We start from the raw sequence: 18,908 nt of genomic DNA on the forward strand, positions 1-18,908 counted from the left end.
CCGCCGCCTTGACCGCCGTGGTGGACGACAGCTCGATCAGCGGCCGGGCAAGGCCCCCCAGCGCCGCGTCCAGGACCTGGCGCGTCCCGGAGCCCTTCTCACGCAGGATCAGCGGGGTCGACGCGAGTTCCCCCGCCGCCAGGGGCCGCCGTCGACGGGCCCAGGGATGGGCAGGAGCCGTGACCACTATCAGCCGGTCGTGGGCGATGACCACCGAGTCCAGCCCCGTCGGGACCGTCAGCCCCTCGACGAACCCCACATCCGCCTCGTCCGACAGCAGCCGTTCCGCGACCACCGTCGAGTTCCCGGCATGCAGAGACACCGCCGTGTCGGGCCGCTGGGCGCGCAGCGCGAGCAGCCAGCCCGGCAGCAGATACTCGGCGATCGTCATGCTCGCCGCCACCCGCAACCGGGAGTCGCGGCGATCGCGCAGCGCCTGCGCCCCCACGTCGAACGCCTCCGCCGCCTCGACGATCCGCCGCGCCCAGTCCGTCACCAGCGCACCGGCGTCCGTGAGCCGGGACCCGCGCGGTGAGCGGTCGACCAGCGCCACCCCGAGCTGCCGCTCCATCGACCGGATCCGGCTGCTGGCCGCGGGCTGGGTGATGCCGAGTTCCCGCGCCGCCCCGCCGAGGCTGCCGAGCCGCGCCACCGCCAGCAGCAACTCCAGACCGCCCAGATCCGGCACCCGGTGCGCCAGGGACCCGGTGGTCGGGGCCCCACCCTGCTCTTCCGTCCTGCTCATAAACCCAGCTTATGTCGCCATAGGGGCACACTCCCTGGTGGCGGGGTGCCCACGGCCCGACCGTGGAGTCATGGTCACCCCGGTCCAGTCCCTTCCGTGCGCAGTCTTCGTCCGTCACCTCGGGCCCAACTGGTACGCCACCGTCATGGGCACCGCCGTCGTCGCCACCGCCGGGGCCGCCCTGTCACCGCACGTCCCCGGGCTGCGCGACGCGCTCGCCGGTGCCTGGGCCCTCTCGCTGGTCCTGCTCGTCACCCTGCTCTGCGCCCGGGCCGTGCACTGGGCCCGCCACCGGGACCAGGCCCGCGCCCACCTCCTCGACCCGGCGACGGCCCCGTTCTACGGCTGCCTCGCCATGGCCCTGCCGGCCGTCGGCGGCGGGGCCCTCGCCGTCGGCCGGGACTGGATCGGCGTGCGGGCGGCCGTCGCGCTCGACGCCGTCCTGTTCACCGCCGGTACCGTGCTCGGGCTGGCCGCCGCCGTCGCCGTGCCGTATCTGATGGCCGTACGGCACCGGGTCGAGCCGGGGCAGGCCACGCCCGTCTGGCTGCTGCCGCTGGTCGCGCCCATGGTGTCCGCCGCCGTCGGGCCGCCGCTGGTGCCCCATCTGCCTCCCGGTGAGGCCCGGGAGACGCTGCTCCTCTTCTGCGTCGCGCTGTTCGGGCTCAGCCTGCTCGCGACCCTGCTCATGCTGCCGCTGGTCTTCGGGCGGCTGATCACCGGCGGACCGCTGCCGCTCGCCCTCACCCCGACGCTGTTCCTGGTGCTCGGGCCGCTCGGGCAGTCCACGACCGCTGTCGGGGCGTTCGCGGACGTCGCCCCAGGGGTCGTACCGGCGCCGTACAGCCAGGGTTTCGGTGTGCTCGCCGTGCTCTACGGCGTGCCCGTGATGGGGTTCGCGCTGCTGTGGTTCTGCCTCGCCACCGCCCTGGTGCTGTGCGCCCGGCGGCACGGGATGCGGTTCTCGATGACCTGGTGGTCGTTCACCTTCCCGGTCGGCACCTGTGTCACGGGCGCCGAGGCGCTGGGCCGGCACACCGGGCTCGTGGCCTACGCGGGGCCGGCGGTGGTGCTGTACGCGGTGCTGGTCGCCGCGTGGGGTACCGCCGTCGCGGGGACCGTGCGCGGGCTGCTCAGGGGCGAGCTGCTCGCAGGGCCCGGCCCAGTACCCGCGGCGCCTCGGCCAGCGACGGCCCGTACCACGTCAGGTGCCGTCCGCTGACGAGCGCGCAGGGCAGGCCCGGGAAGGCCTCGGGGCCGTCGTCGGCGGTGAAGCGGTACGGCTCGTCCGGGAGGATCACCACGTCCGGTGCTGCGGCACGGAGTTCCTCCAGCGGGATGCGGGGGTAGCGGTCGGGGTGCGCCGCGTGGAGGTGGTCGACGCCGAGGCGGGCGAGGACGTCGCCGGCGAAGGTGTCGCGGCCCAGGACCATCCACGGGCGGCGCCAGATCGGTACGACCGCCGTCAGACGGGCCGGGGGCGGCGGCAGGGACGACCAGGTCTCCTCCGCCTCGTCGAGCCAGCGCGGGCGGGCCGCCACCCCGCAGGCGTCCAGGACGCGTGCCAGTTCCCGGAAGGCCTGCGGCACGTCGCGGATCTGCGTCACCAGGACCTCGACGCCCGCCGCGCGCAGGGCCGCGAGGTCGGGTTCGCGGTTCTCCTCCTCGTTGGCGATCACCAGGTCGGGGGCGAGGGAGACGATCCGGTCGGTCTTCGGGTTCTTCGTGCCGCCGACGCGTACGACGTCGAGGCCGGGCGGATGCGTGCACCAGTCGGTGGCGCCGACCAGGGCGCCGGGAGCCGACCGGGCCACGGCCTCGGTCAGCGACGGGACCAGCGAGACGACCCTCACCGGCGTGGCCGGTCCCGGACCGCCTCGATGTGTTCCGCCACGGCGACGACGATCACCCGGGTATCGGACTCCGCCGCCCGCCAGCGGTGTCGCACACCGCCGGTCAGGTACAGCGTGTCGCCGCGGCCGAGCCGGTAGGCGCGGCCCTCCGCCTCGATCTCCACCGCGCCGTCGGCGACGTACATCAACTGGTCGTTGCGGTACTGGAACTCACGGCCGGCGTCGTGGTCGCCGGTGAACTCGGAGGCGTGCATCTGGTGGTGGCCGCGCACCAGGGACCGGGTCCGGGGCTGGGGCAGCGGTTCGATGTCGTCGGCGCGGACGACGTCCACGCTGCACGCCGGGTCGGCCGCGGCGAGGAGCTCGACCGCGGTGGTGCGCAGGGCGTCGGCGACCTTCTCCAGGGAGCTTGTGCTGGGCCGTGCCCGGTCGTTCTCGACCTGGCTGAGGAACGGGACGGACAGGCCGCTGCGCTCGGCCACGACGGCGAGGGTGAGCTCCAGCGCGCGGCGCCGCCGACGCACGGCCGCGCCCACTCGAAGAGGCTGTTCTTTGTGGTCGCCCATCGCTCCGGCTCCCTCCTTCGCCCGTCGGTCCGATCCCGGTGCGCCGGTGTCCCGGCGCACTGCTTCTGTTGAGTTGTCTGCACCCTACGCATGTTCGGCAAACCGTTGCATGCGCCCGTCACATCGATGTCACACGAGGCGGTGCGCGACCTCACAGTTCGCGCCAGCCGATCCGCCGTCCCCGGGGGCGGCGCGCGGATTCCTCTGCGGGAGGAACAGGGAGGGAGAAGGGGTTCGGGGGGTGGCGTAGCGCTCTGTGGTTGTCCGGATCCTGCTCGTGGGTCCGGGTAACGGGTGGGGGTCCGGTTACGGTGAGGGTACGCGTACGGGGCGGGACGCGGTGTGTCGCGTCCCGCCCCGTGACGGGCCTCACTGCGGCGTCATGCGCTCCACCATGTCGGGGTGCTGCTTCAGCCACGCGGCGACGGCCTCTTCCTCATGGCCCTGGCCGCGGTTCTTGATCTCGCTCTCCAGGCTGCCGAGCTCGGACTCGCTCATCTTGAAGTTCTTGATCCACTTCGTGAGCTGCGGGTACTGCTCGGGGAACTTCTCGTTGGAGATGGTGCGGATCGTGTTGCCCTCGCCGAAGGCCTTCTTGGGGTCCTTCAGCTTGGTCAGCTTGTAGTCGCTGTACGCCCAGTGCGGCGACCAGAGGGTGACGGCGATCGGCTCCTTCTTGGCGTAGGCGCGCTTCAGCTCGGCCAGCATGGCCGGGGTGGAGCCGTCGACGACCTCGTACTCCTTGTCGAGGCCGTAGCCGGGCAGGACCTTGGTCTTCAGCAGGTTCATCTCGCCGGTGCCCGGCTCGATGCCGATGATCTTCCCGTCGAAGGTGCCGGCCTTGCCCTTGAGGTCCTCCAGGGAGTCGACGCCCTTGACGTAGGACGGCACGGCAATCTCCAGGGAGGTCGGTTCGTACCAGGTGCCGAGGTCCCTGAGCCGGTCCTTGTTCGCGTCCCAGTAGTTCTGCTGGGCGTAGGGCAGCCAGGCGTCGAAGTTGAGGTCGAGATCGCCCGAGGCCAGACCGGTGTAGACGGGGCCGACGTCCATCTGCTTCAGGTTCATCCTGTAGCCAGGCCGTTCGAGGACGTTCTTCCACAGGTACGTGACGGCGATGTCCTCGTCCCAGGGGAACCAGGCCACGTTCAGGGGCCGCTTGGCCTCGGCGGGTGTGCTGCCGGCGGCGTCCTTGACCGGGGCGAGCTTGTCGACGAGGCCGGGGTTCTGCTTCAGCCAGGCGCGCACGGCGTCCTGCTGCCTGCCCTTGCCCGCCTTGTTGATCTCGGCTTCGAGGCTGGTGAGCTGCTTCTCGCTCATCCGGAAGTCCTTCAGCCAGCCGGCGACCGTCGGGTCGTCGTCCGCGAAGCCCTTGCGGGCCAGCGTGTGCACGCCATCGCCCTTGCCCCAGGCGCCCTTCGGGTCCTTCAGCTTGGTCAGCTTGTAGTCGTTGTACGCCCAGTGCGGCGACCAGAGCGTGACGACGATCGGCTCCTTCTTGGCGTACGCGCGCTTCAGCTCGGCCAGCATGGCGGGCGTGGAGCTGTCGACGACCTTGTACTCCTTGTCCAGGCCGTACTCCTTGAGGACCTTGCTCTTGAGCAGGGCCATCTCACCGGCGCTGGACTCGATGCCGGTGATCTTGCCGCCGAACTCGGACGCCTTGCCCTTGAGGTCCTCCAGGGAGTCGATGCCCTTCATGTAGGAGGGCACGGAGAGCTCCAGGGACGTCTTGCCGTACCAGGCGCCCAGGTCGTCGAGCTGCTTGCCGTACTTCTTCCAGTACTGGGCGTGGGTCGTGGGCAGCCAGGCGTCCGTCTGGAAGTCGATGTCGCCCTGGGCGAGGGAGGTGTAGAGCGGTCCGGCGTCGAGCTGCTTGGCCTCGACCTGGTAGCCGCGCTGCTCCAGGATCTCCTTCCAGAGGAAGGTGGAGGCGACGCCCTCGTCCCAGGGGATGTAGCCGATGCTGATCTTCTTGCCCTGGCCGACGTCCTTGCTGCCGGCCGCGGCGGTCGAGGTGGTGCCGCCGCCGAAGACGCCCATGCCGCCCGAGATGAGGGCGAGGACGACGACGCCGATCACGGCGACGGCCGGGCGGGGCCGGTACGACCAGATCTTCAGCCCCTGGGCGGCGCGCAGCCTGGCGGCGGCGCGGCGGCCGAGCGGGGAGACCTGGGTGCCCAGCGCGCTGGTCATGCGGTCGAGGTAGATCGCGAGGATCACGATGCCGACCCCGGCCTCGGCGCCCAGGCCGACGTTGAGCTGGCCGATGGCCTGGTTGACGTCGCCGCCGAGGCCGCCGGTGCCGACCATGCCGGCGATGGCGGCCATGGACAGTCCGAGCATGATGACCTGGTTGACGCCGGCCATGACCGTGGGCAGGGCGAGGGGGAGCTGGACGCGCAGCAGGGTGTTGCGCGGTGTGGTGCCGAACGCGTCGGCGGCCTCGACCAGGTCCTTGTCGACCTGGCGGATGCCGAGTTCGGTCATGCGCACGCCCGGCGCGAGCGCGAAGATCAGCGTGGCGACGATGCCCGCGGAGGCGCCGGTGCCGAAGAAGAGGATCGCCGGGATGAGGTAGACCATCGCGGGCAGCGTCTGCATGAAGTCCAGGACGGGCCGGACCAGACCGCTGACACGGTCGGAGCGGGCCGCCCAGATGCCCACCGGTATGGAGATCACCAGCGCGATGACGGTCGCCACAAGGACGAGCGCCAGGGTGATCATCGCGTTCTCCCACAGGTCGAGGGAGTCGATGAACGCGAATCCCACGAAGGCGAGGACACCAGCGAGGGTGCCGCGCAGCCAGAAGGCGATCACGGCGAAGATGCCCGCGAGGAGCAGCGGTTCGGGGGCCTGGAGGACGGCGTTGATGCCGTCGTAGAGGCCGAGGAAGACGGTCTTGCAGAAGTCGAACAGCCACCCCATGTGGGTGGTGAGCCAGTCGACCGCGTCGTTGACCCAGGTGCCGAGCTGAATCCTAGGCACGGGCGATCACCTTCTCTCCGCCCGTGTCCCGCGGGGAGTCGCAGGGCTCCGGGGTGGTGTCCCGCTCGTCGCCGAGGAAGCCGACCAGGCGCTGCCGGGGGACGACGCCGATCAGCTTGTTGTCCTCGTCCACGACCGAGACGGGGTGGGAGAGCCGGGCGCTGATCGCGCACAGCTCCGTGAAGGGGGTGCGGGCCGTGGCGGTCTCGCAGTGGCAGCCGGGGTCGTCGCCGGTGACCGAGGTGTCCATGAGCTCGCCCGCGGTCAGCACGCGGGAGCGGTCGACGTCCTGGGTGAAGGAGGCGACGTAGTCATTGGCCGGCCGCAGCAGGATGTCCTGCGCGGTGCCGTTCTGCACGATGCGGCCGTCGCGCATGACGGCGATGCGGTCGCCGAGGCGCATGGCCTCGTTCAGGTCGTGGGTGATGAAGACGATCGTCTTCTTGAGTTTCTGCTGGAGCTCCAGCAGCTGGTCCTGCATGTCGCGGCGGATCAGCGGGTCCAGGGCGCTGAAGGACTCGTCCATCAGCAGAAGGTCGGCGTCGGTGGCGAGCGCGCGGGCGAGACCGACGCGCTGCTGCATGCCGCCGGACAGCTCGTCGGGCCAGGACTTCTCCCAGCCGGCCAGGCCGCACAGGGCGAGCGCCTCGTCGGCGCGGCGTACGCGCTCGGCGCGGGGCACGCCCTGCACTTCCAGACCGTAGGCGGCGTTCTCGCGCACGCTGCGGTGCGGGAAGAGCGCGAAGTGCTGGAACACCATGCTGATCTTCTTGGAGCGGACCTCGCGCAGCTCGCGGTCGCCGAGCGTGGTCAGGTCCTGGCCGTCGAAGCGCACATGTCCGGAGGTCGGTTCGAGCAGGCCGTTCAGCATGCGCAGCAGGGTGGACTTGCCGGAGCCGGACAGGCCCATGACGACGAAGATCTCGCCGGGCTCCACGGTGAAGGACGCGTCGATCACGGCGGCGGTCGCGCCCTGGGCGCGCAGCTCGTCCCGGTCGGCCCCGTCGCGGAGCCGCTGGACCGCCTGGTCCGGTCTCCGGCCGAACACTTTGTACAGGCTCTCTGCCTGCAGCCTTGCTGACACGTGCACCTCAATTTCCACGGAGACAGAAAGAGCGAGGGCAGGACGCAAATGTTGAATTGCGCAACCAGCCTCGCTGCGGGGCGGCGCCTCCCCCCGATTCCGCATCCCAAACGCCCAAGTGGGGCGCGTCACATCTGAGACGCGTGACTGTCGGTGGCGTACGGCATGATGCGTGGCGTGACCGGACGACTGATGCTCCTCGACACCGCCTCCCTGTACTTCCGCGCCTACTTCGGCGTCCCGGACTCGGTGAAGGCACCGGACGGCACGCCGGTGAACGCCGTGCGCGGGCTGCTCGACTTCATCGACCGCCTGATCCGGGACCACCGGCCGGACGACCTCGTGGCCTGCATGGACGCCGACTGGCGGCCGCACTGGCGGGTGGAGCTGATCCCCTCCTACAAGGCCCACCGCGTCGCCGAGGAGCACACGGCCGGCCCGGACGAGGAGGAGGTGCCCGACACGCTGTCGCCGCAGGTGCCGGTCATCGAGGCGGTGCTGGACGCGGTGGGCATCGCGCGCGTGGGCGTCGCGGGGTACGAGGCCGACGACGTGATCGGCACGTTCACCGCGCGGGCGAAGGGCCCGGTCGACATCGTCACGGGCGACCGCGACCTGTACCAGCTCGTGGACGACGCGCGCGGGGTGCGCGTGCTGTACCCGCTGAAGGGCGTGGGCACACTGCAGCTCACCGATGAGGCATGGCTCCGTGGGAAGTATGGGGTCGACGGCAGCGGGTACGCGGATCTGGCCCTGCTGCGCGGCGACCCGAGCGACGGCCTGCCGGGCGTGCCCGGCATCGGCGAGAAGACGGCCGCCAAGCTGCTGGCCGAGTTCGGGGACCTGGCGGGGATCCTGGCGGCGGTCGAGGACCCGGGGTCGAAGCTGACGCCGACGCAGCGCAGGCGGCTGGACGAGGCGCGCCCGTATCTGGCGGTCGCACCGAAGGTGGTCCGGGTCGCGCACGACGTACCGCTGCCGGACGTCTCGACGGCGGTGCCGCGGACGCCGCGCGACCCGGCGGAGCTGGAGGTACTGGCGGCCCGCTGGGGACTGGGCGGGTCACTGGAGCGCCTGCTGACGACGCTCGCGGCATGACCTGTGCGGGGGCTGACGGTCTTCCTGTGGCCGGTGACCCTCATCAACTTCTCAGCCAAGAGGTGTTAAGTGGGGGCGAAGTGCTAACTTAGGTAAGCCTAACTATGCGAATCAGGGAGGTCCTCATGGCAGAGCGACCGGGACGCCAGCCGCGCAAGCCGCACTCCGCTCAGGTCGTCCGCACCGAGCGGCTGACCCCGCACATGCAGCGCGTGGTGCTCGGTGGCGAGGGCCTCGCCGACTTCGCGGTCGGTACGTGCACCGACCACTATGTGAAGCTGCTGTTCCCGCCGGAGGGCGTGACCTATCCGGAACCCTTCGACGTGCAGCGCATCCGCGACGAGCTGCCGCGCGACCAGTGGCCGGTGACCCGGACGTACACGGTGCGCCACTGGGACGCCGAACACCGCGAGCTGACCCTGGACTTCGTCATCCACGGCGACGAGGGCCTGGCCGGCCCGTGGGCGGCGCGCGTCCAGCCGGGCGAGACCGTGCGGTTCATGGGCCCCGGCGGGGCGTACGCGCCCGACCCGGACGCCGACTGGCATCTGCTCGTCGGCGACGAGAGCGCGCTGCCGGCGATCGCCCGCTCCCTGGAGGCACTGCCGCGCGGGGCCAGGGCGTACGCCTTCGTGGAGGTCTCCGGCCCCGAGGAGGAGCAGAAGATCGACTCGGACGTGGAGGTCGTCTGGCTGCACCGCGGTGACCGGCCGCTCGGCGAGGCGCTCGTCGAGGCCGTGCGGGGCCTCGCGTTCCCCGAGGGCCGGGTGCACGCCTTCGTCCACGGCGAGGCGCACTTCGTGAAGGAGCTGCGGCAGCTGCTGCGCGTCGAGCGGAGCGTCCCGCGCGAGGACCTGTCGATCTCCGGCTACTGGCGCCGCGGCCACAACGAGGACGGCTGGCAGGCCTCGAAGCGGGAGTGGAACGCGCGCATCGAGGCCGAGCAGGAGCGCACCCCCGCCGCCTGAGCGCGCGAGCACGCCACTGCGCCCCGGGCAGGCCGCGGTCAGTCTCCCCGCACGCGCGCGTGCAGATGCATGTCGTGCCAGCCGTCCGGATGCAGGATGGCGCTGCGCTTGGTGCCTTCGAGGGCGAACCCGGTCCGCGAGGCGACACGGCAGGAGGCCTCGTTGCGCACGGCGTGCAGCAGTTCGAGACGGTGGAAACCGATCTCGTCGAGCGCCCAGCGGGCGAGCGCGGTCGTGGCCCGGGCGGCGACGCCCCGGCCGCGTGCCGCCGGGACGGTCCAGTACGCCACTTCGGCCACGCCGTCGTCGAGCCGTATCTCACGCAGCGCCACCCGCCCCAGCAGCCGGTCGGAGTCCGCGTCGACGACGGCCCACTGCGCCTCCCGCTGCTCCTCCCACGCCTGATGCCAGTCACGGATCCAGCCGGCGACCTCCTCCTCGGAGTCGGCGGTCCGGGCGTGCCACCGGTGCATCACGGGGTCCTGGAAGACCTCGTACACCGCCGGGGCGTCCCCGGTTCGCCAGGGGCGCAGGAGGAGTCCGTCGCCGGTGGCCAGGGTGGGCTGCGGGCGGCCGGTGAAGACCTTGGGCGAAAGGACCGGGCTGATGAGGAAGGGCATGCCCACATCCTGGCAAGGGCACGATGGGTGACCCCAGTGGTTTTCCGCCGGTGCCCGCCCGCCTCGTACGCTGGGCCGCGATGAGACGCAGGACCCGCATTCCGCCCGCTCCCCTGCCGCAGCGCCACGGGGTGGACCCGGTGCGCGTGCAGCTGCCCGCCGCGGGGGCGTGGGCCACGGTGCGTGAACACCTGGTGGAGCGGCTCTCGGGGGCCGGTGACGGGGTCGTCGACGGGATGTTCGACGCGGGGCGGATCGTCGGGGCGGACGGGCGGGCCGTGCCGGCGGACTCGCCGTACGTGCCCGGGATGTTCGTGTGGTTCCACCGGGAGCTGCCCGACGAGGTGCCGGTGCCGTTCCCGCTGGAGGTCGTGTACCGGGACGAGCACATCGTCGTCGTCGACAAACCCCACTTCCTCGCCACCACCCCGCGCGGCAGCCATGTCGCCGAGACCGCGCTGGCCCGGCTGCGCCGCGAGCTGGACCTCCCGACGCTCGGCGCGGCGCACCGCCTGGACCGGCTCACCGCCGGGCTCGTGCTGTTCACCGTGCGGCCCGAGGAGCGCGGCGCGTATCAGACGCTGTTCCGCGACCGGCGGGTGCGCAAGGAGTACGAGGCCGTCGCCGCGCACGRTCCCGGCCTCGCCCTGCCCCGGACCGTGCGCAGCCGGATCGTGAAGGAGCGCGGAGAGCTCACCGCCCGGGAGGTGGCGGGCGAGCCCAACGCCGTCAGCCGCGTCGAACTCGTCGAACACCGCCCGGACCGGGCCGGCGGACTCGCCCGGTACCGGCTCGTGCCCGGCACCGGGCAGACCCATCAGCTGCGCGTGCACATGACCGCGCTGGGCGTGCCGATCCTCGGCGACCCGCTCTACCCCGAGATCACCGCTCCCGTGCCGGCCGGTGACTTCCGGCGCCCCCTCCAACTACTGGCTCGGGCCCTGGAGTTCACCGACCCGGTCACGGGCGTGGAGCACCGGTTCCGCAGCGGCCGGGTGCTCGCGGCCTGGGCGTCGTACGACCGGTGGGCCGCCGGGACGCACGACGGTCCGTCGGACGGTCAGTAACCCCGCCACCAGCTCAGGAAGCGCTGCCAGACGCCCTTGCGGCGGGCCGGTTCCTCCGCCGCCGGCTGTGGGGGCGCCGGAGCCGGCTGAGGCTGCGGCTGTGCGGCCACCGGCGCCGACTGGGGCTGGGGCTGCGGCTGCGGCTGCGTGGTGCCGATCTGCCAGTCCGAGCGCTGTGCGGGGACCGGCTTGTGGTTCGGCGTCTGCGTCACGTCCTGCGGCGGCTTGGGCGCGAACTGCACCGGCAGTGCCACGAGATGCCGGGAGGCGATGGACGCCGTCCAGCGCAGTTCGTCCTCGTCGCAGTCGAGTTCGACGTCCGGCAGCCGCATCAGCAGCGCGTCGACGCCGACGTCGGCGATGGAGCGGCCGATGTCCTGACCGGGGCACTCGTGCGGGCCGCCGCCGAAGGCGAGGTGGGACCGGTTGCCCTGCATGCTGGCCTTCAGGTCCGGCCGCACCCGCGGGTCGACGTTGGCCGGAAGCGGGGCGAAGAGCAGTCCGTCGCCCCGGCGGATGCGCTGCCCGCCCAGCTCGGTCTCCTGCTTGGCGAAGTAGGCGAAGACCGTGCTGAACGGCGGCTCGTTCCACAGCGACTGCTCCACCGCCTCCGGCACCGTCATCTGGCCGCCGTTGAGCTGGGCCCGGAAGCGCGGGTCGATCAGCACCGTGAGCAGCACGTTGGACAGCAGGTTGGTGGTGGCCTCGTAGGCGGCGAAGAGCACCAGGCGCAGGTGCTCCCTGACCTCGTCGTCGGTCAGCCGGGCCGGGTGGGTGATCAGGTAACTGGCCAGGTCCTCCTCCGGCTGGGCGCGGCGCCGGACGGTGAGCCGGCTCAGGGCGTCCATGACGTAGGAGTGGCTGGCGATCGCCGTCTCGGTGCCCTTGAGCGCGTCGCGGGCGGACTCGACGAGACGGTCGTTGTACTCCTCGGGCATGCCGAGGATCTCGCACATCACCGCCATCGGCAGGTGCTCGGCGAACTGGCCGACGAGGTCGGCCTCGCCCTGCTCGCAGAAGCGGTTGACGATGGCCTGCGTGCTGCGGTTGATGTAGCGGCGCAGGCTGCGGAAGTCGATGGTCGAGATGGCGCCCTGCACCGCGCCGCGCAGCCGCTTGTGCTCGTCGCCCTCGGCGTGCGAGGCGATGGGCTGCCAGGCGATGTGCGGCATCAGCGGGTGATCGGGCTTGACCAGGCCGTCCCTGAGCGGGGTCCAGATACGGCTGTCCCGGCAGAACTGCGTGGGCGAGCGCACCATGTGCAGGTTCTCGGCGTGGCCGAGCACGATCCACATCGGTACGTCGTCGTGGAGCAGCACCGGCGCCACGGGGCCGTGCTCCTTCCGCAGCTGCTCGTACAGCGCCGACAGGTCCTCCGACTCGTGCAGCCGGTGCAGTCCCCCGGGCCCGAGGCCGTGCGCGGGGCAGCCGGGGGGCGGGCCGGTCCGGGAGGCGTCCGTACCGGTCGGGGCGTGGGATTCAGGCGTCACAGTGGTCGCTCCGAAACTGAAGTGAATCCAGGTGTGTACGGGGGCAGGGTGGGGCGTGCGCTGACAAGGGATCAGGGACGCGAGCCCGTCATGGCGAGCGAGTGCAGGAAGCGCATGAGGGTCATCAGGACGTCACGGCTGGAGGCCCGCCGCCGCGCGTCGCACTCGATGATCGGGATGTCCGGCGTGAGGTCGAGGGCCGTGCGCAGCTCCTCGATGGCGTAACGGGGGGCGTCGGGGAAGGAGTTGACGGCGACCACGAACGGCACGCCGCGCTCCTCCAGGCGCCCCATCACGTCGAAGCTGACCTCCAGCCGACGGGTGTCGATCAGCACCACCGCGCCGAGCGCGCCCTCGAACAGGCCGTTCCACAGGAACCAGAAGCGCTGCTGGCCGGGCGTGCCGAAGAGGTACAGCACGAGCTGCTCGGTGATGCTGATCCGCCCGAAGTCCATCGCCACGGTGGTGGCGGTCTTGGTCGCGGAACCGAAATTGTCGTCGACACCGATGCCGGCCTGCGTCATGGTCTCCTCGGTGGTCAGCGGTGTGATCTCGCTGACGGAGCCGACCATGGTCGTCTTGCCGACGCCGAAGCCACCCACGATCACGATCTTGGCCGCGGCCTGTGCCGTGTGGGGCAACTGGTCCTCGGCCCGGGGGCCCGGGATGGTGTCAGAGCCTTTGAAGTCCATTCATCACCGCTTCGAGGAGGGAACGGTCGGTGCGTTGCTTGCGGACGATCGGGGCGCGCGCCTGCACCAGTTCCGCCGTCAGCAGCTCGGTGAGCAGCACGCCCATCGCGCTGTACGGCAGGTGGAGGTAGGCCGACAGCTCGGCCACGGACAGGGGGGCGGCGCAGAGCCGGAGCACCGCCGCCTGCTCGGGAGAGGCGGAGGGCGGCGGGTCCGTGGCACGCGCCACGATTAACGTCACCAGGTCGAGCTCGGCCCGTTCACCGTCCGGGCCGGCCACCACGTACATCCGCTCGGGGTTCCTGACCTTCCCCTCGCCCTCCTGGGGCGGGGGCGGTTCCGGTGCGGGGTCGCGCCGTTGGCGTTGCGGAGGAGTCATACGATCTGCCCGTTCCGCCGGGGCGGAGTGGTGAGATGGCCGCCGATCCGGACGACCAGGTCGCGCATCATCGCGCTCATCCGGCCGGGTTCGCACCGCACGTCGGAGAGCACCGCGAGGAAGGCGTTGGCTCCGGCGCTCATCAGGTAGAAGTAGCCGCGGTCGATCTCGATCATGACGAGCTTCATCTCGCCGTCGCCGACGGTGAGTTCCTGGCAGACGCTGCCCGCGAGGGACTGCAGGCCGGCGCAGGCCGCAGCGACCCGGTCGGCCGCGTCGGGCTCGCCGCCGTAGCGGGCGATGCGCAGACCGTCGGCCGAGAGCACCACGATCATCTCGATGCCCGGCACGCCGTCGGCGAGCTGCTTGAGCATCCAGTCGAAGTTGCCTCGCTGCTGGATCACTTGAGGTCCCCCTCGTCGTCGGCCTCGGTGGGAGCCGGGTCGTTGAGCAGGTGCAGGTACTTGGTCGGGTTCCGGATGAAGTCGGTCGGGTGGGTGCCGGGCTCGATACCCTGCTTGAGCCCCTCCCAGAAGGCCTCGAGGCCCTTGCCGGGGGCGTCGGGAGCGCTCATGTCGCGCAGGGGCTTGGGCTCGGGCTCCGCCACCGCCGCCCAGGGGTTGTACTCGCCCCGTTCGGCGGCCTCCCGGTCGGCCTTCTCGTTGGCCTCCTGCTGGGCGAGTCGCTCGGCGAGCGGCATCTTCACCCTGCTGCGGCGCTGCGGCAGGCCGTTCGGCGTCCACTCGGTGACCTCGGGGACGTCGTCGTCCTCCAGGGAGACCGTGGCGGGGATCTTCGGGCTGGTGGGGCGTCGCCTCTTGGGCGCGCGCTTCGGGCCCTCGGGGATGCCGACCGTCATCGGGATGCCGGTGGCGCCGATGCCGTGGGCGAGTCCGACACCGGGCTCGTGGGTGATCATCTGGCTGGGCACGATGAGGATGGCGCGGACGCCGCCGTACGCGGAGGCCCGCAGCGAGACCTGCATGTTGTACGCCGTGCACAGGCGGCCCACGACGGCGAGGCCGAGGCGCGGGTGCTCGCCGATGTCCTGCAGGTCGACGCCCGCCTTGGCGGCCTCCAGCATGCCCTCGATCCGGGCGCGTGCCTCCTCGTTGAGGTTGACACCGCCGTCCTCGATCTCGATGCACACGCCGGTCTGCACCTCGGTGGCGGTGACGTGCACCTTCGTCTGCGGCGGCGAGTAGCGCGTGGCGTTGTCGAGGAGCTCGGCGGCGGCGTGGATGACCGGCTCGACGTAGATGCCCTTGACGCTGACCTTGGCGATGGAGGACAGCTGGATGCGCCGGTACTCCAGGATGCGGGACATGGCGCCGCGCAGCGTGCTGTACAGGGACACCGGCTCGGGCCACTGCCGTCCGGGGCGGCCGCCGCCGAGGACGGAGACGGAGTCGGCGAGGCGGCCGATCAGGGCGTTGCCGTGGTCGATGCGCAGCAGGTCGTCGAAGACCTCGGGGTTGCGGCCGTGGTCCTCCTCCATCTCCCGGAGTTCCTCGGCCTGCTGGTGGATGATCGCCTGGACGCGGCGGGCGACACTGACGAAGGAGCGCGCGGCGGCGTCCCGCATGGTCACTTCGCGGTCGACGATCTTGAGCACCGTCAGCAGCGTCTCGGCCTGCGGGGCGGGGAGGTCGCGGTACTCGGGGTTGGCCAGGCCGAGCTTGCGAATCACCTCCCTGGGGGATTCTCCGGTGCTCAGCAGTTGGAGCGCCGCGGGGATGATCTCCCTCGAGAAGCGGACCAACTCGTGCTCGTGGGCGGCGATCCGCTGTTCCAGATGCGCGCTGTGACGGGCGTGCTCGCCCCGCTGCTTCCGCAGGGCACGGCCGCGGCGCACCGCCTCGGCCGCCGTCGCGATCACCAGCACGGTGGCGATGCCACCGCACCAGCCGACGGCGAGCCGGGCCGGCGCCGTCACCAGGGCGACAGCGGCTCCGGTCGCCGCGGCCATCGCTATGGCCGGCAGCAGCAGCACGCGCGTGTAGGGGCGTTCACCGCGGCCGGGAGGGGATTGAACACTCACCATGTGGGCCTTCTGAAAGGAGTCGGCTGGGGTTCGGAAGGACTTGCAAGGGGGTATGTCATGAAGCTGTAGGACTCTTCCGCACATTGGGGAACAAGCGCACGAATTCATCTCAAGCCGGTGCGCTGCGGGCGAGCTTAGTCCGACCGGATCATCGCCGTGTCATATTCAGCAACTGCCGGAAACCGGTCGCGAAGGGATAGTACGCTCAGTCTTTTACACGCTGCGACATCGTTCGAATACGACGCGTGACGGCGTACAGGCATACGAAAGCCCCTCACCCCAACGGATGAGAGGCTTCGGAACAACGCCCTCCAAGGGCGCGGGGCTGCGTCGATTTGTGGCCCCGCCGCGCGGGCGCGAGCAACCACGAACCACCGGCACCCGCGCTGCAACGATCACCCCACCGACGAGTAGGCGACAACTCCCCGCAGCAACAAGTCCACGGCCTTACGGGCGTTCTTCACCACTGAAGACCCTTGCGGAGCGGCCGCAGCGATCTGCCCCAGCACGTCGATGACCTGCTTGCACCACCGTACGAAGTCCCCCGCCGGCATCTCCGCCTCGCGCAGCACCTCGTCGAGCCCCTTGCCGGAGGCCCACATGTACGCGGCCCAGGCGAACCCGAGATCCGGCTCACGCTGCCCGACCCCCTCGCTCTGGGTGATCCGGAACTCCTCCTCCAGGGCGTCCAGCCGCCCCCAGATCCGCACCATCTCGCCCAGCGCGGCCTTCGCCTTCCCCGACGGCAGCTTCGGCGCCAACGCGTCGTCCCCGACGCGCGCCTCGTACACCAACGCCGAGACACACCCTGCCAGTTCGGCCGGGCCGAGCCCCTCCCAGACGCCCTCGCGCAGGCACTCGCTGGCGAGCAGGTCCAGCTCGCCGTACAGCCGCGCGAGCCGCTTGCCGTGCTCGGTGACCTCGTCTGCGCGCAGGTAGTCCATCTCGGTCAGCAGCGCCACGATGCGGTCGAACGTCCGCGCGATCGTGTTCGTACGGCCCTCGATGCGCCGCTCCAGCTGCGAGGTGTCCCGCAGCAGCCGGTGGTAGCGCTCGGCCCAACGGGCGTGGTCCTCACGGTCGTTGCACCCGTGGCAGGGGTGCGCGCGCAGAGCGGTCCGCAGCCGGGCGATCTCGCGGTCGTCGGCCGCCTGGGAGCGCCGCTTGTTGTGCCGGTCCGCCGAGATGTGCCCGGCCTTGGTGCGCAGCGCGGACGCGAGGTCCCGACGGGACTGCGGGGAACGGGGGTTGAAGGACTTCGGGATCCGCATCCGCTCCAACGGCTCGACCGGCACCGGGAAGTCGATGGCCGCCAGTCGCTTCACCTGCCGCTCGGCGGTCAGCACCAGCGGGCGCGGCCCGTCGTGGTGGTCGAATCCGCGATGGCCGTTGGAACGGCCCGCGGGCAGGCCCGGGTCCAGCACCAGCGCCAGGCCCGCGTACTTGCCGGTGGGCACATGGATGACGTCACCGGGCTTCAGCTTCTCCAGCGAGACGGCGGCCTCCGCGCGCCGCTGTGCCGCGCCCTGCCGGGCCAGCTCGTTCTCCCGGTCCTTCAGTTCGCGGCGCAGCCGCGCGTACTCCTCGAAGTCGCCGAGGTGGCAGGTCATGGAGGCCTTGTAGCCCTCCAGCCCCTCCTCGTTGCGCTGCACCTGCCGGGAGATCCCGACGACCGACTTGTCCGCCTGGAACTGCGCGAAGGACGTCTCCAGCAGCTCGCGCGAGCGGTGCCGGCCGAACTGTTCGACGAGGTTGACCGCCATGTTGTACGACGGCTTGAAGCTGGAGCGCAGCGGGTACGTGCGCGTGCCGGCCAGGCCCGCGAGGTGCTCGGGGTTCATGCCGCGCTGCCAGAGCACGACGGCGTGGCCCTCGACGTCGATGCCGCGTCGTCCGGCCCGGCCGGTCAGCTGCGTGAACTCGCCCGGGGTGATGTCCGCGTGCTGCTCGCCGTTCCACTTGACGAGCTTCTCCAGCACCACCGAACGGGCGGGCATGTTGATGCCGAGGGCGAGGGTCTCGGTCGCGAACACGGCCTTGACCAGCCCGCGCACGAACAGCTCCTCGACGACCTCCTTGAAGGTCGGCAGCATGCCCGCGTGGTGGGCGGCGATGCCCCGCTCCAGGCCCTCCAGCCACTCGTAGTAGCCGAGGACGTGCAGGTCCTCGTGCGGGATGGACGCCGTGCGCTCCTCGACGAGCGCGCGTACCCGGTGGCGCGCCTCCTCGTCGTTGAGCCTGAGGCCCGCGTACAGGCACTGCTGGACGGCGGCCTCGCAGGCGGCGCGGCTGAAGATGAAGGTGATGGCGGGCAGCAGCCCCTCGGCGTCGAGCCGCTCGATGACCTCGGGCCGGCTCGGCGTCCACACCCGGGAGCGCTGCCTGCGCTCCCGCTCGCGGTCGGCCTCGCGCAGCCGGCCGCGTCGGCGGTCCTGGAACGACGGCCGGGTCGCCTCCATGCGCGCCATGCGCGTGAGGTCGGGGTTGACGGCCTTCTTGTGGCCCTCGCCCTCCTCGAACAGGTCGTACATCCGCCGCCCGGCCAGCACGTGCTGGAACAGCGGCACGGGCCGGTGCTCGGAGACGATCACCTCGGTGTCGCCGCGGACCGTGTCGAGCCAGTCGCCGAACTCCTCGGCGTTCGACACGGTCGCCGAGAGCGAGACGAGCGTGACCGACTCGGGGAGGTGGATGATCACCTCTTCCCATACGGCGCCCCGGAAGCGGTCGGAGAGGTAGTGCACCTCGTCCATGACCACGTAGCCGAGGCCCAGGAGCGTCTGCGAACCGGCGTACAGCATGTTCCGCAGCACCTCGGTGGTCATCACGACCACCGGGGCGCTGGAGTTGACGCTGTTGTCGCCGGTGAGCAGGCCCACCCTGTCCGTGCCGTAGCGGCGGCACAGGTCGGCGTACTTCTGGTTCGACAGCGCCTTGATGGGCGTCGTGTAGAAGCACTTCTTGCCCTGCTGGAGGGCGAGGTGGACGGCGAACTCGCCGACGATCGTCTTGCCGGAGCCGGTGGGCGCGGCGACCAGCACGCCCTTCCCCGCCTCGAGCGCCTGGCAGGCCTCGATCTGGAAGGGGTCGAGGCCGAAGTCGTACATCTCGCGGAAGGAGGCGAGCGCGGTGGCCTGCTCGGCAGCGCGCTTACGTGCTGCCGCGTACCGCTCGGCCGGTGAGAGATCCTCTGTCATCGTGCTTTCGAGCGTACCGGGCCGCACTGACAACAGGACGATCATTATCCGGATCACTGAGCACGCAGTAAGCCGCGCAGAAGTGACCAGAAAGCGCTTACTGTGCCCAACAGATTCAAA

At 71.1% G+C, this 18,908-nt stretch carries 16 protein-coding genes; 4 read left to right on the top strand and 12 right to left on the bottom strand.

Annotated elements, in window-relative coordinates; genetic code table 11:
• On the bottom strand, positions 1–745 hold a 745-nt coding region (locus tag CA983_RS12445), incomplete at its 3' end, for a LysR family transcriptional regulator (RefSeq protein ID WP_086600959.1).
• A 70-nt stretch (positions 746–815) separates the two neighbouring features.
• On the opposite strand from CA983_RS12445, the gene CA983_RS12450 reads away from it, so the two are divergent.
• The gene (locus CA983_RS12450; protein WP_086600960.1) at positions 816–1,967 is read left to right on the top strand and encodes a TDT family transporter; all 1,152 of its coding nucleotides are present in this window, start codon (positions 816–818) and stop codon (positions 1,965–1,967) included.
• On the opposite strand, the gene CA983_RS12455 is transcribed toward CA983_RS12450, so the two are convergent.
• The 4 genes from CA983_RS12455 to CA983_RS12470 form a co-directional block, all read right to left on the bottom strand.
• On the bottom strand, positions 1,879–2,598 hold the full coding sequence (locus CA983_RS12455) for a helical backbone metal receptor (RefSeq protein ID WP_086600961.1): 720 nt from the start codon (positions 2,596–2,598) through the stop codon (positions 1,879–1,881). The genes CA983_RS12450 and CA983_RS12455 overlap by 89 nt on opposite strands.
• A complete protein-coding gene (locus CA983_RS12460; RefSeq protein WP_086600962.1) occupies positions 2,595–3,164 on the bottom strand; it encodes a helix-turn-helix domain-containing protein in 570 nt (189 codons plus the stop codon). The genes CA983_RS12455 and CA983_RS12460 overlap by 4 nt, the downstream gene beginning before the upstream one ends.
• 369 nt (positions 3,165–3,533) lie before the next feature.
• Positions 3,534–6,149, bottom strand: a complete 2,616-nt coding sequence (locus tag CA983_RS12465; protein ID WP_086600963.1) for an ABC transporter permease/substrate binding protein — start codon at positions 6,147–6,149, stop codon at positions 3,534–3,536.
• The gene (locus CA983_RS12470; RefSeq protein ID WP_086600981.1) at positions 6,142–7,233 is read right to left on the bottom strand and encodes a quaternary amine ABC transporter ATP-binding protein; all 1,092 of its coding nucleotides are present in this window, start codon (positions 7,231–7,233) and stop codon (positions 6,142–6,144) included. The genes CA983_RS12465 and CA983_RS12470 overlap by 8 nt, the downstream gene beginning before the upstream one ends.
• 168 nt (positions 7,234–7,401) lie before the next feature.
• Here CA983_RS12470 and CA983_RS12475 point away from each other — a divergent pair, with 168 nt between their 5' ends.
• Positions 7,402–8,331 (top strand): 5'-3' exonuclease, encoded by a 930-nt coding sequence (locus CA983_RS12475; protein WP_244206834.1) that lies wholly within the window; start codon positions 7,402–7,404, stop codon positions 8,329–8,331.
• A gap of 125 nt (positions 8,332–8,456) precedes the next feature.
• Positions 8,457–9,299 carry a siderophore-interacting protein gene (locus CA983_RS12480; RefSeq protein ID WP_086600964.1) on the top strand — a complete coding sequence of 281 codons (843 nt, stop codon included), beginning with the start codon at positions 8,457–8,459 and terminating at the stop codon, positions 9,297–9,299.
• Between the two features lie 38 nt (positions 9,300–9,337).
• Here CA983_RS12480 and CA983_RS12485 read toward each other — a convergent pair whose 3' ends face one another.
• The gene (locus CA983_RS12485) at positions 9,338–9,919 is read right to left on the bottom strand and encodes a GNAT family N-acetyltransferase (protein ID WP_086600965.1); all 582 of its coding nucleotides are present in this window, start codon (positions 9,917–9,919) and stop codon (positions 9,338–9,340) included.
• 80 nt (positions 9,920–9,999) lie between these two features.
• On the opposite strand from CA983_RS12485, the gene CA983_RS12490 reads away from it, so the two are divergent.
• On the top strand, positions 10,000–10,986 hold the full coding sequence (locus CA983_RS12490) for an RluA family pseudouridine synthase (RefSeq protein ID WP_086600983.1): 987 nt from the start codon (positions 10,000–10,002) through the stop codon (positions 10,984–10,986).
• On the opposite strand, the gene CA983_RS12495 is transcribed toward CA983_RS12490, so the two are convergent.
• From CA983_RS12495 to CA983_RS12520, 6 genes are all read right to left on the bottom strand, one after another.
• Complete coding sequence (locus tag CA983_RS12495; protein WP_086600966.1) at positions 10,980–12,476, bottom strand: cytochrome P450; 1,497 nt, start codon at positions 12,474–12,476, stop codon at positions 10,980–10,982. The two genes, CA983_RS12490 and CA983_RS12495, sit on opposite strands and share 7 nt — an antisense overlap.
• A 71-nt stretch (positions 12,477–12,547) precedes the next feature.
• A complete protein-coding gene (locus CA983_RS12500) occupies positions 12,548–13,168 on the bottom strand; it encodes a GTP-binding protein (RefSeq protein WP_086600967.1) in 621 nt (206 codons plus the stop codon).
• Complete coding sequence (locus CA983_RS12505) at positions 13,149–13,547, bottom strand: DUF742 domain-containing protein (RefSeq protein WP_086600968.1); 399 nt, start codon at positions 13,545–13,547, stop codon at positions 13,149–13,151. Before CA983_RS12505 ends, CA983_RS12500 begins: the two co-directional genes overlap by 20 nt.
• The gene (locus CA983_RS12510; RefSeq protein ID WP_086600969.1) at positions 13,544–13,951 is read right to left on the bottom strand and encodes a roadblock/LC7 domain-containing protein; all 408 of its coding nucleotides are present in this window, start codon (positions 13,949–13,951) and stop codon (positions 13,544–13,546) included. Before CA983_RS12510 ends, CA983_RS12505 begins: the two co-directional genes overlap by 4 nt.
• Positions 13,948–15,591: a sensor histidine kinase gene (locus CA983_RS12515; RefSeq protein WP_086600970.1), complete on the bottom strand. Its 1,644-nt coding sequence runs from the start codon at positions 15,589–15,591 to the stop codon at positions 13,948–13,950. Before CA983_RS12515 ends, CA983_RS12510 begins: the two co-directional genes overlap by 4 nt.
• A gap of 395 nt (positions 15,592–15,986) precedes the next feature.
• Positions 15,987–18,833 (bottom strand): DEAD/DEAH box helicase, encoded by a 2,847-nt coding sequence (locus CA983_RS12520; protein WP_086600971.1) that lies wholly within the window; start codon positions 18,831–18,833, stop codon positions 15,987–15,989.
• Positions 18,834–18,908 lie beyond the last annotated feature (75 nt).

The sequence above is a fragment of the Streptomyces swartbergensis genome (assembly GCF_002148965.1).
GTDB lineage: Bacteria > Actinomycetota > Actinomycetes > Streptomycetales > Streptomycetaceae > Streptomyces > Streptomyces swartbergensis.

What these genes read in the sequence shown, in the direction of transcription:
- CA983_RS12450 (WP_086600960.1), top strand. Translation starts at nt 816, where the DNA reads ATGGTCACCCCGGTCCAGTCCCTTCCGTGCGCAGTCTTCGTCCGTCAC.
- CA983_RS12460 (WP_086600962.1), bottom strand. Translation starts at nt 3,164, where the DNA reads ATGGGCGACCACAAAGAACAGCCTCTTCGAGTGGGCGCGGCCGTGCGT.
- CA983_RS12475 (WP_244206834.1), top strand. Translation starts at nt 7,402, where the DNA reads ATGCGTGGCGTGACCGGACGACTGATGCTCCTCGACACCGCCTCCCTG.
- CA983_RS12480 (WP_086600964.1), top strand. Translation starts at nt 8,457, where the DNA reads ATGGCAGAGCGACCGGGACGCCAGCCGCGCAAGCCGCACTCCGCTCAG.
- CA983_RS12485 (WP_086600965.1), bottom strand. Translation starts at nt 9,919, where the DNA reads ATGCCCTTCCTCATCAGCCCGGTCCTTTCGCCCAAGGTCTTCACCGGC.
- CA983_RS12500 (WP_086600967.1), bottom strand. Translation starts at nt 13,168, where the DNA reads ATGGACTTCAAAGGCTCTGACACCATCCCGGGCCCCCGGGCCGAGGAC.
- CA983_RS12505 (WP_086600968.1), bottom strand. Translation starts at nt 13,547, where the DNA reads ATGACTCCTCCGCAACGCCAACGGCGCGACCCCGCACCGGAACCGCCC.
- CA983_RS12515 (WP_086600970.1), bottom strand. Translation starts at nt 15,591, where the DNA reads ATGGTGAGTGTTCAATCCCCTCCCGGCCGCGGTGAACGCCCCTACACG.
- CA983_RS12520 (WP_086600971.1), bottom strand. Translation starts at nt 18,833, where the DNA reads ATGATCGTCCTGTTGTCAGTGCGGCCCGGTACGCTCGAAAGCACGATG.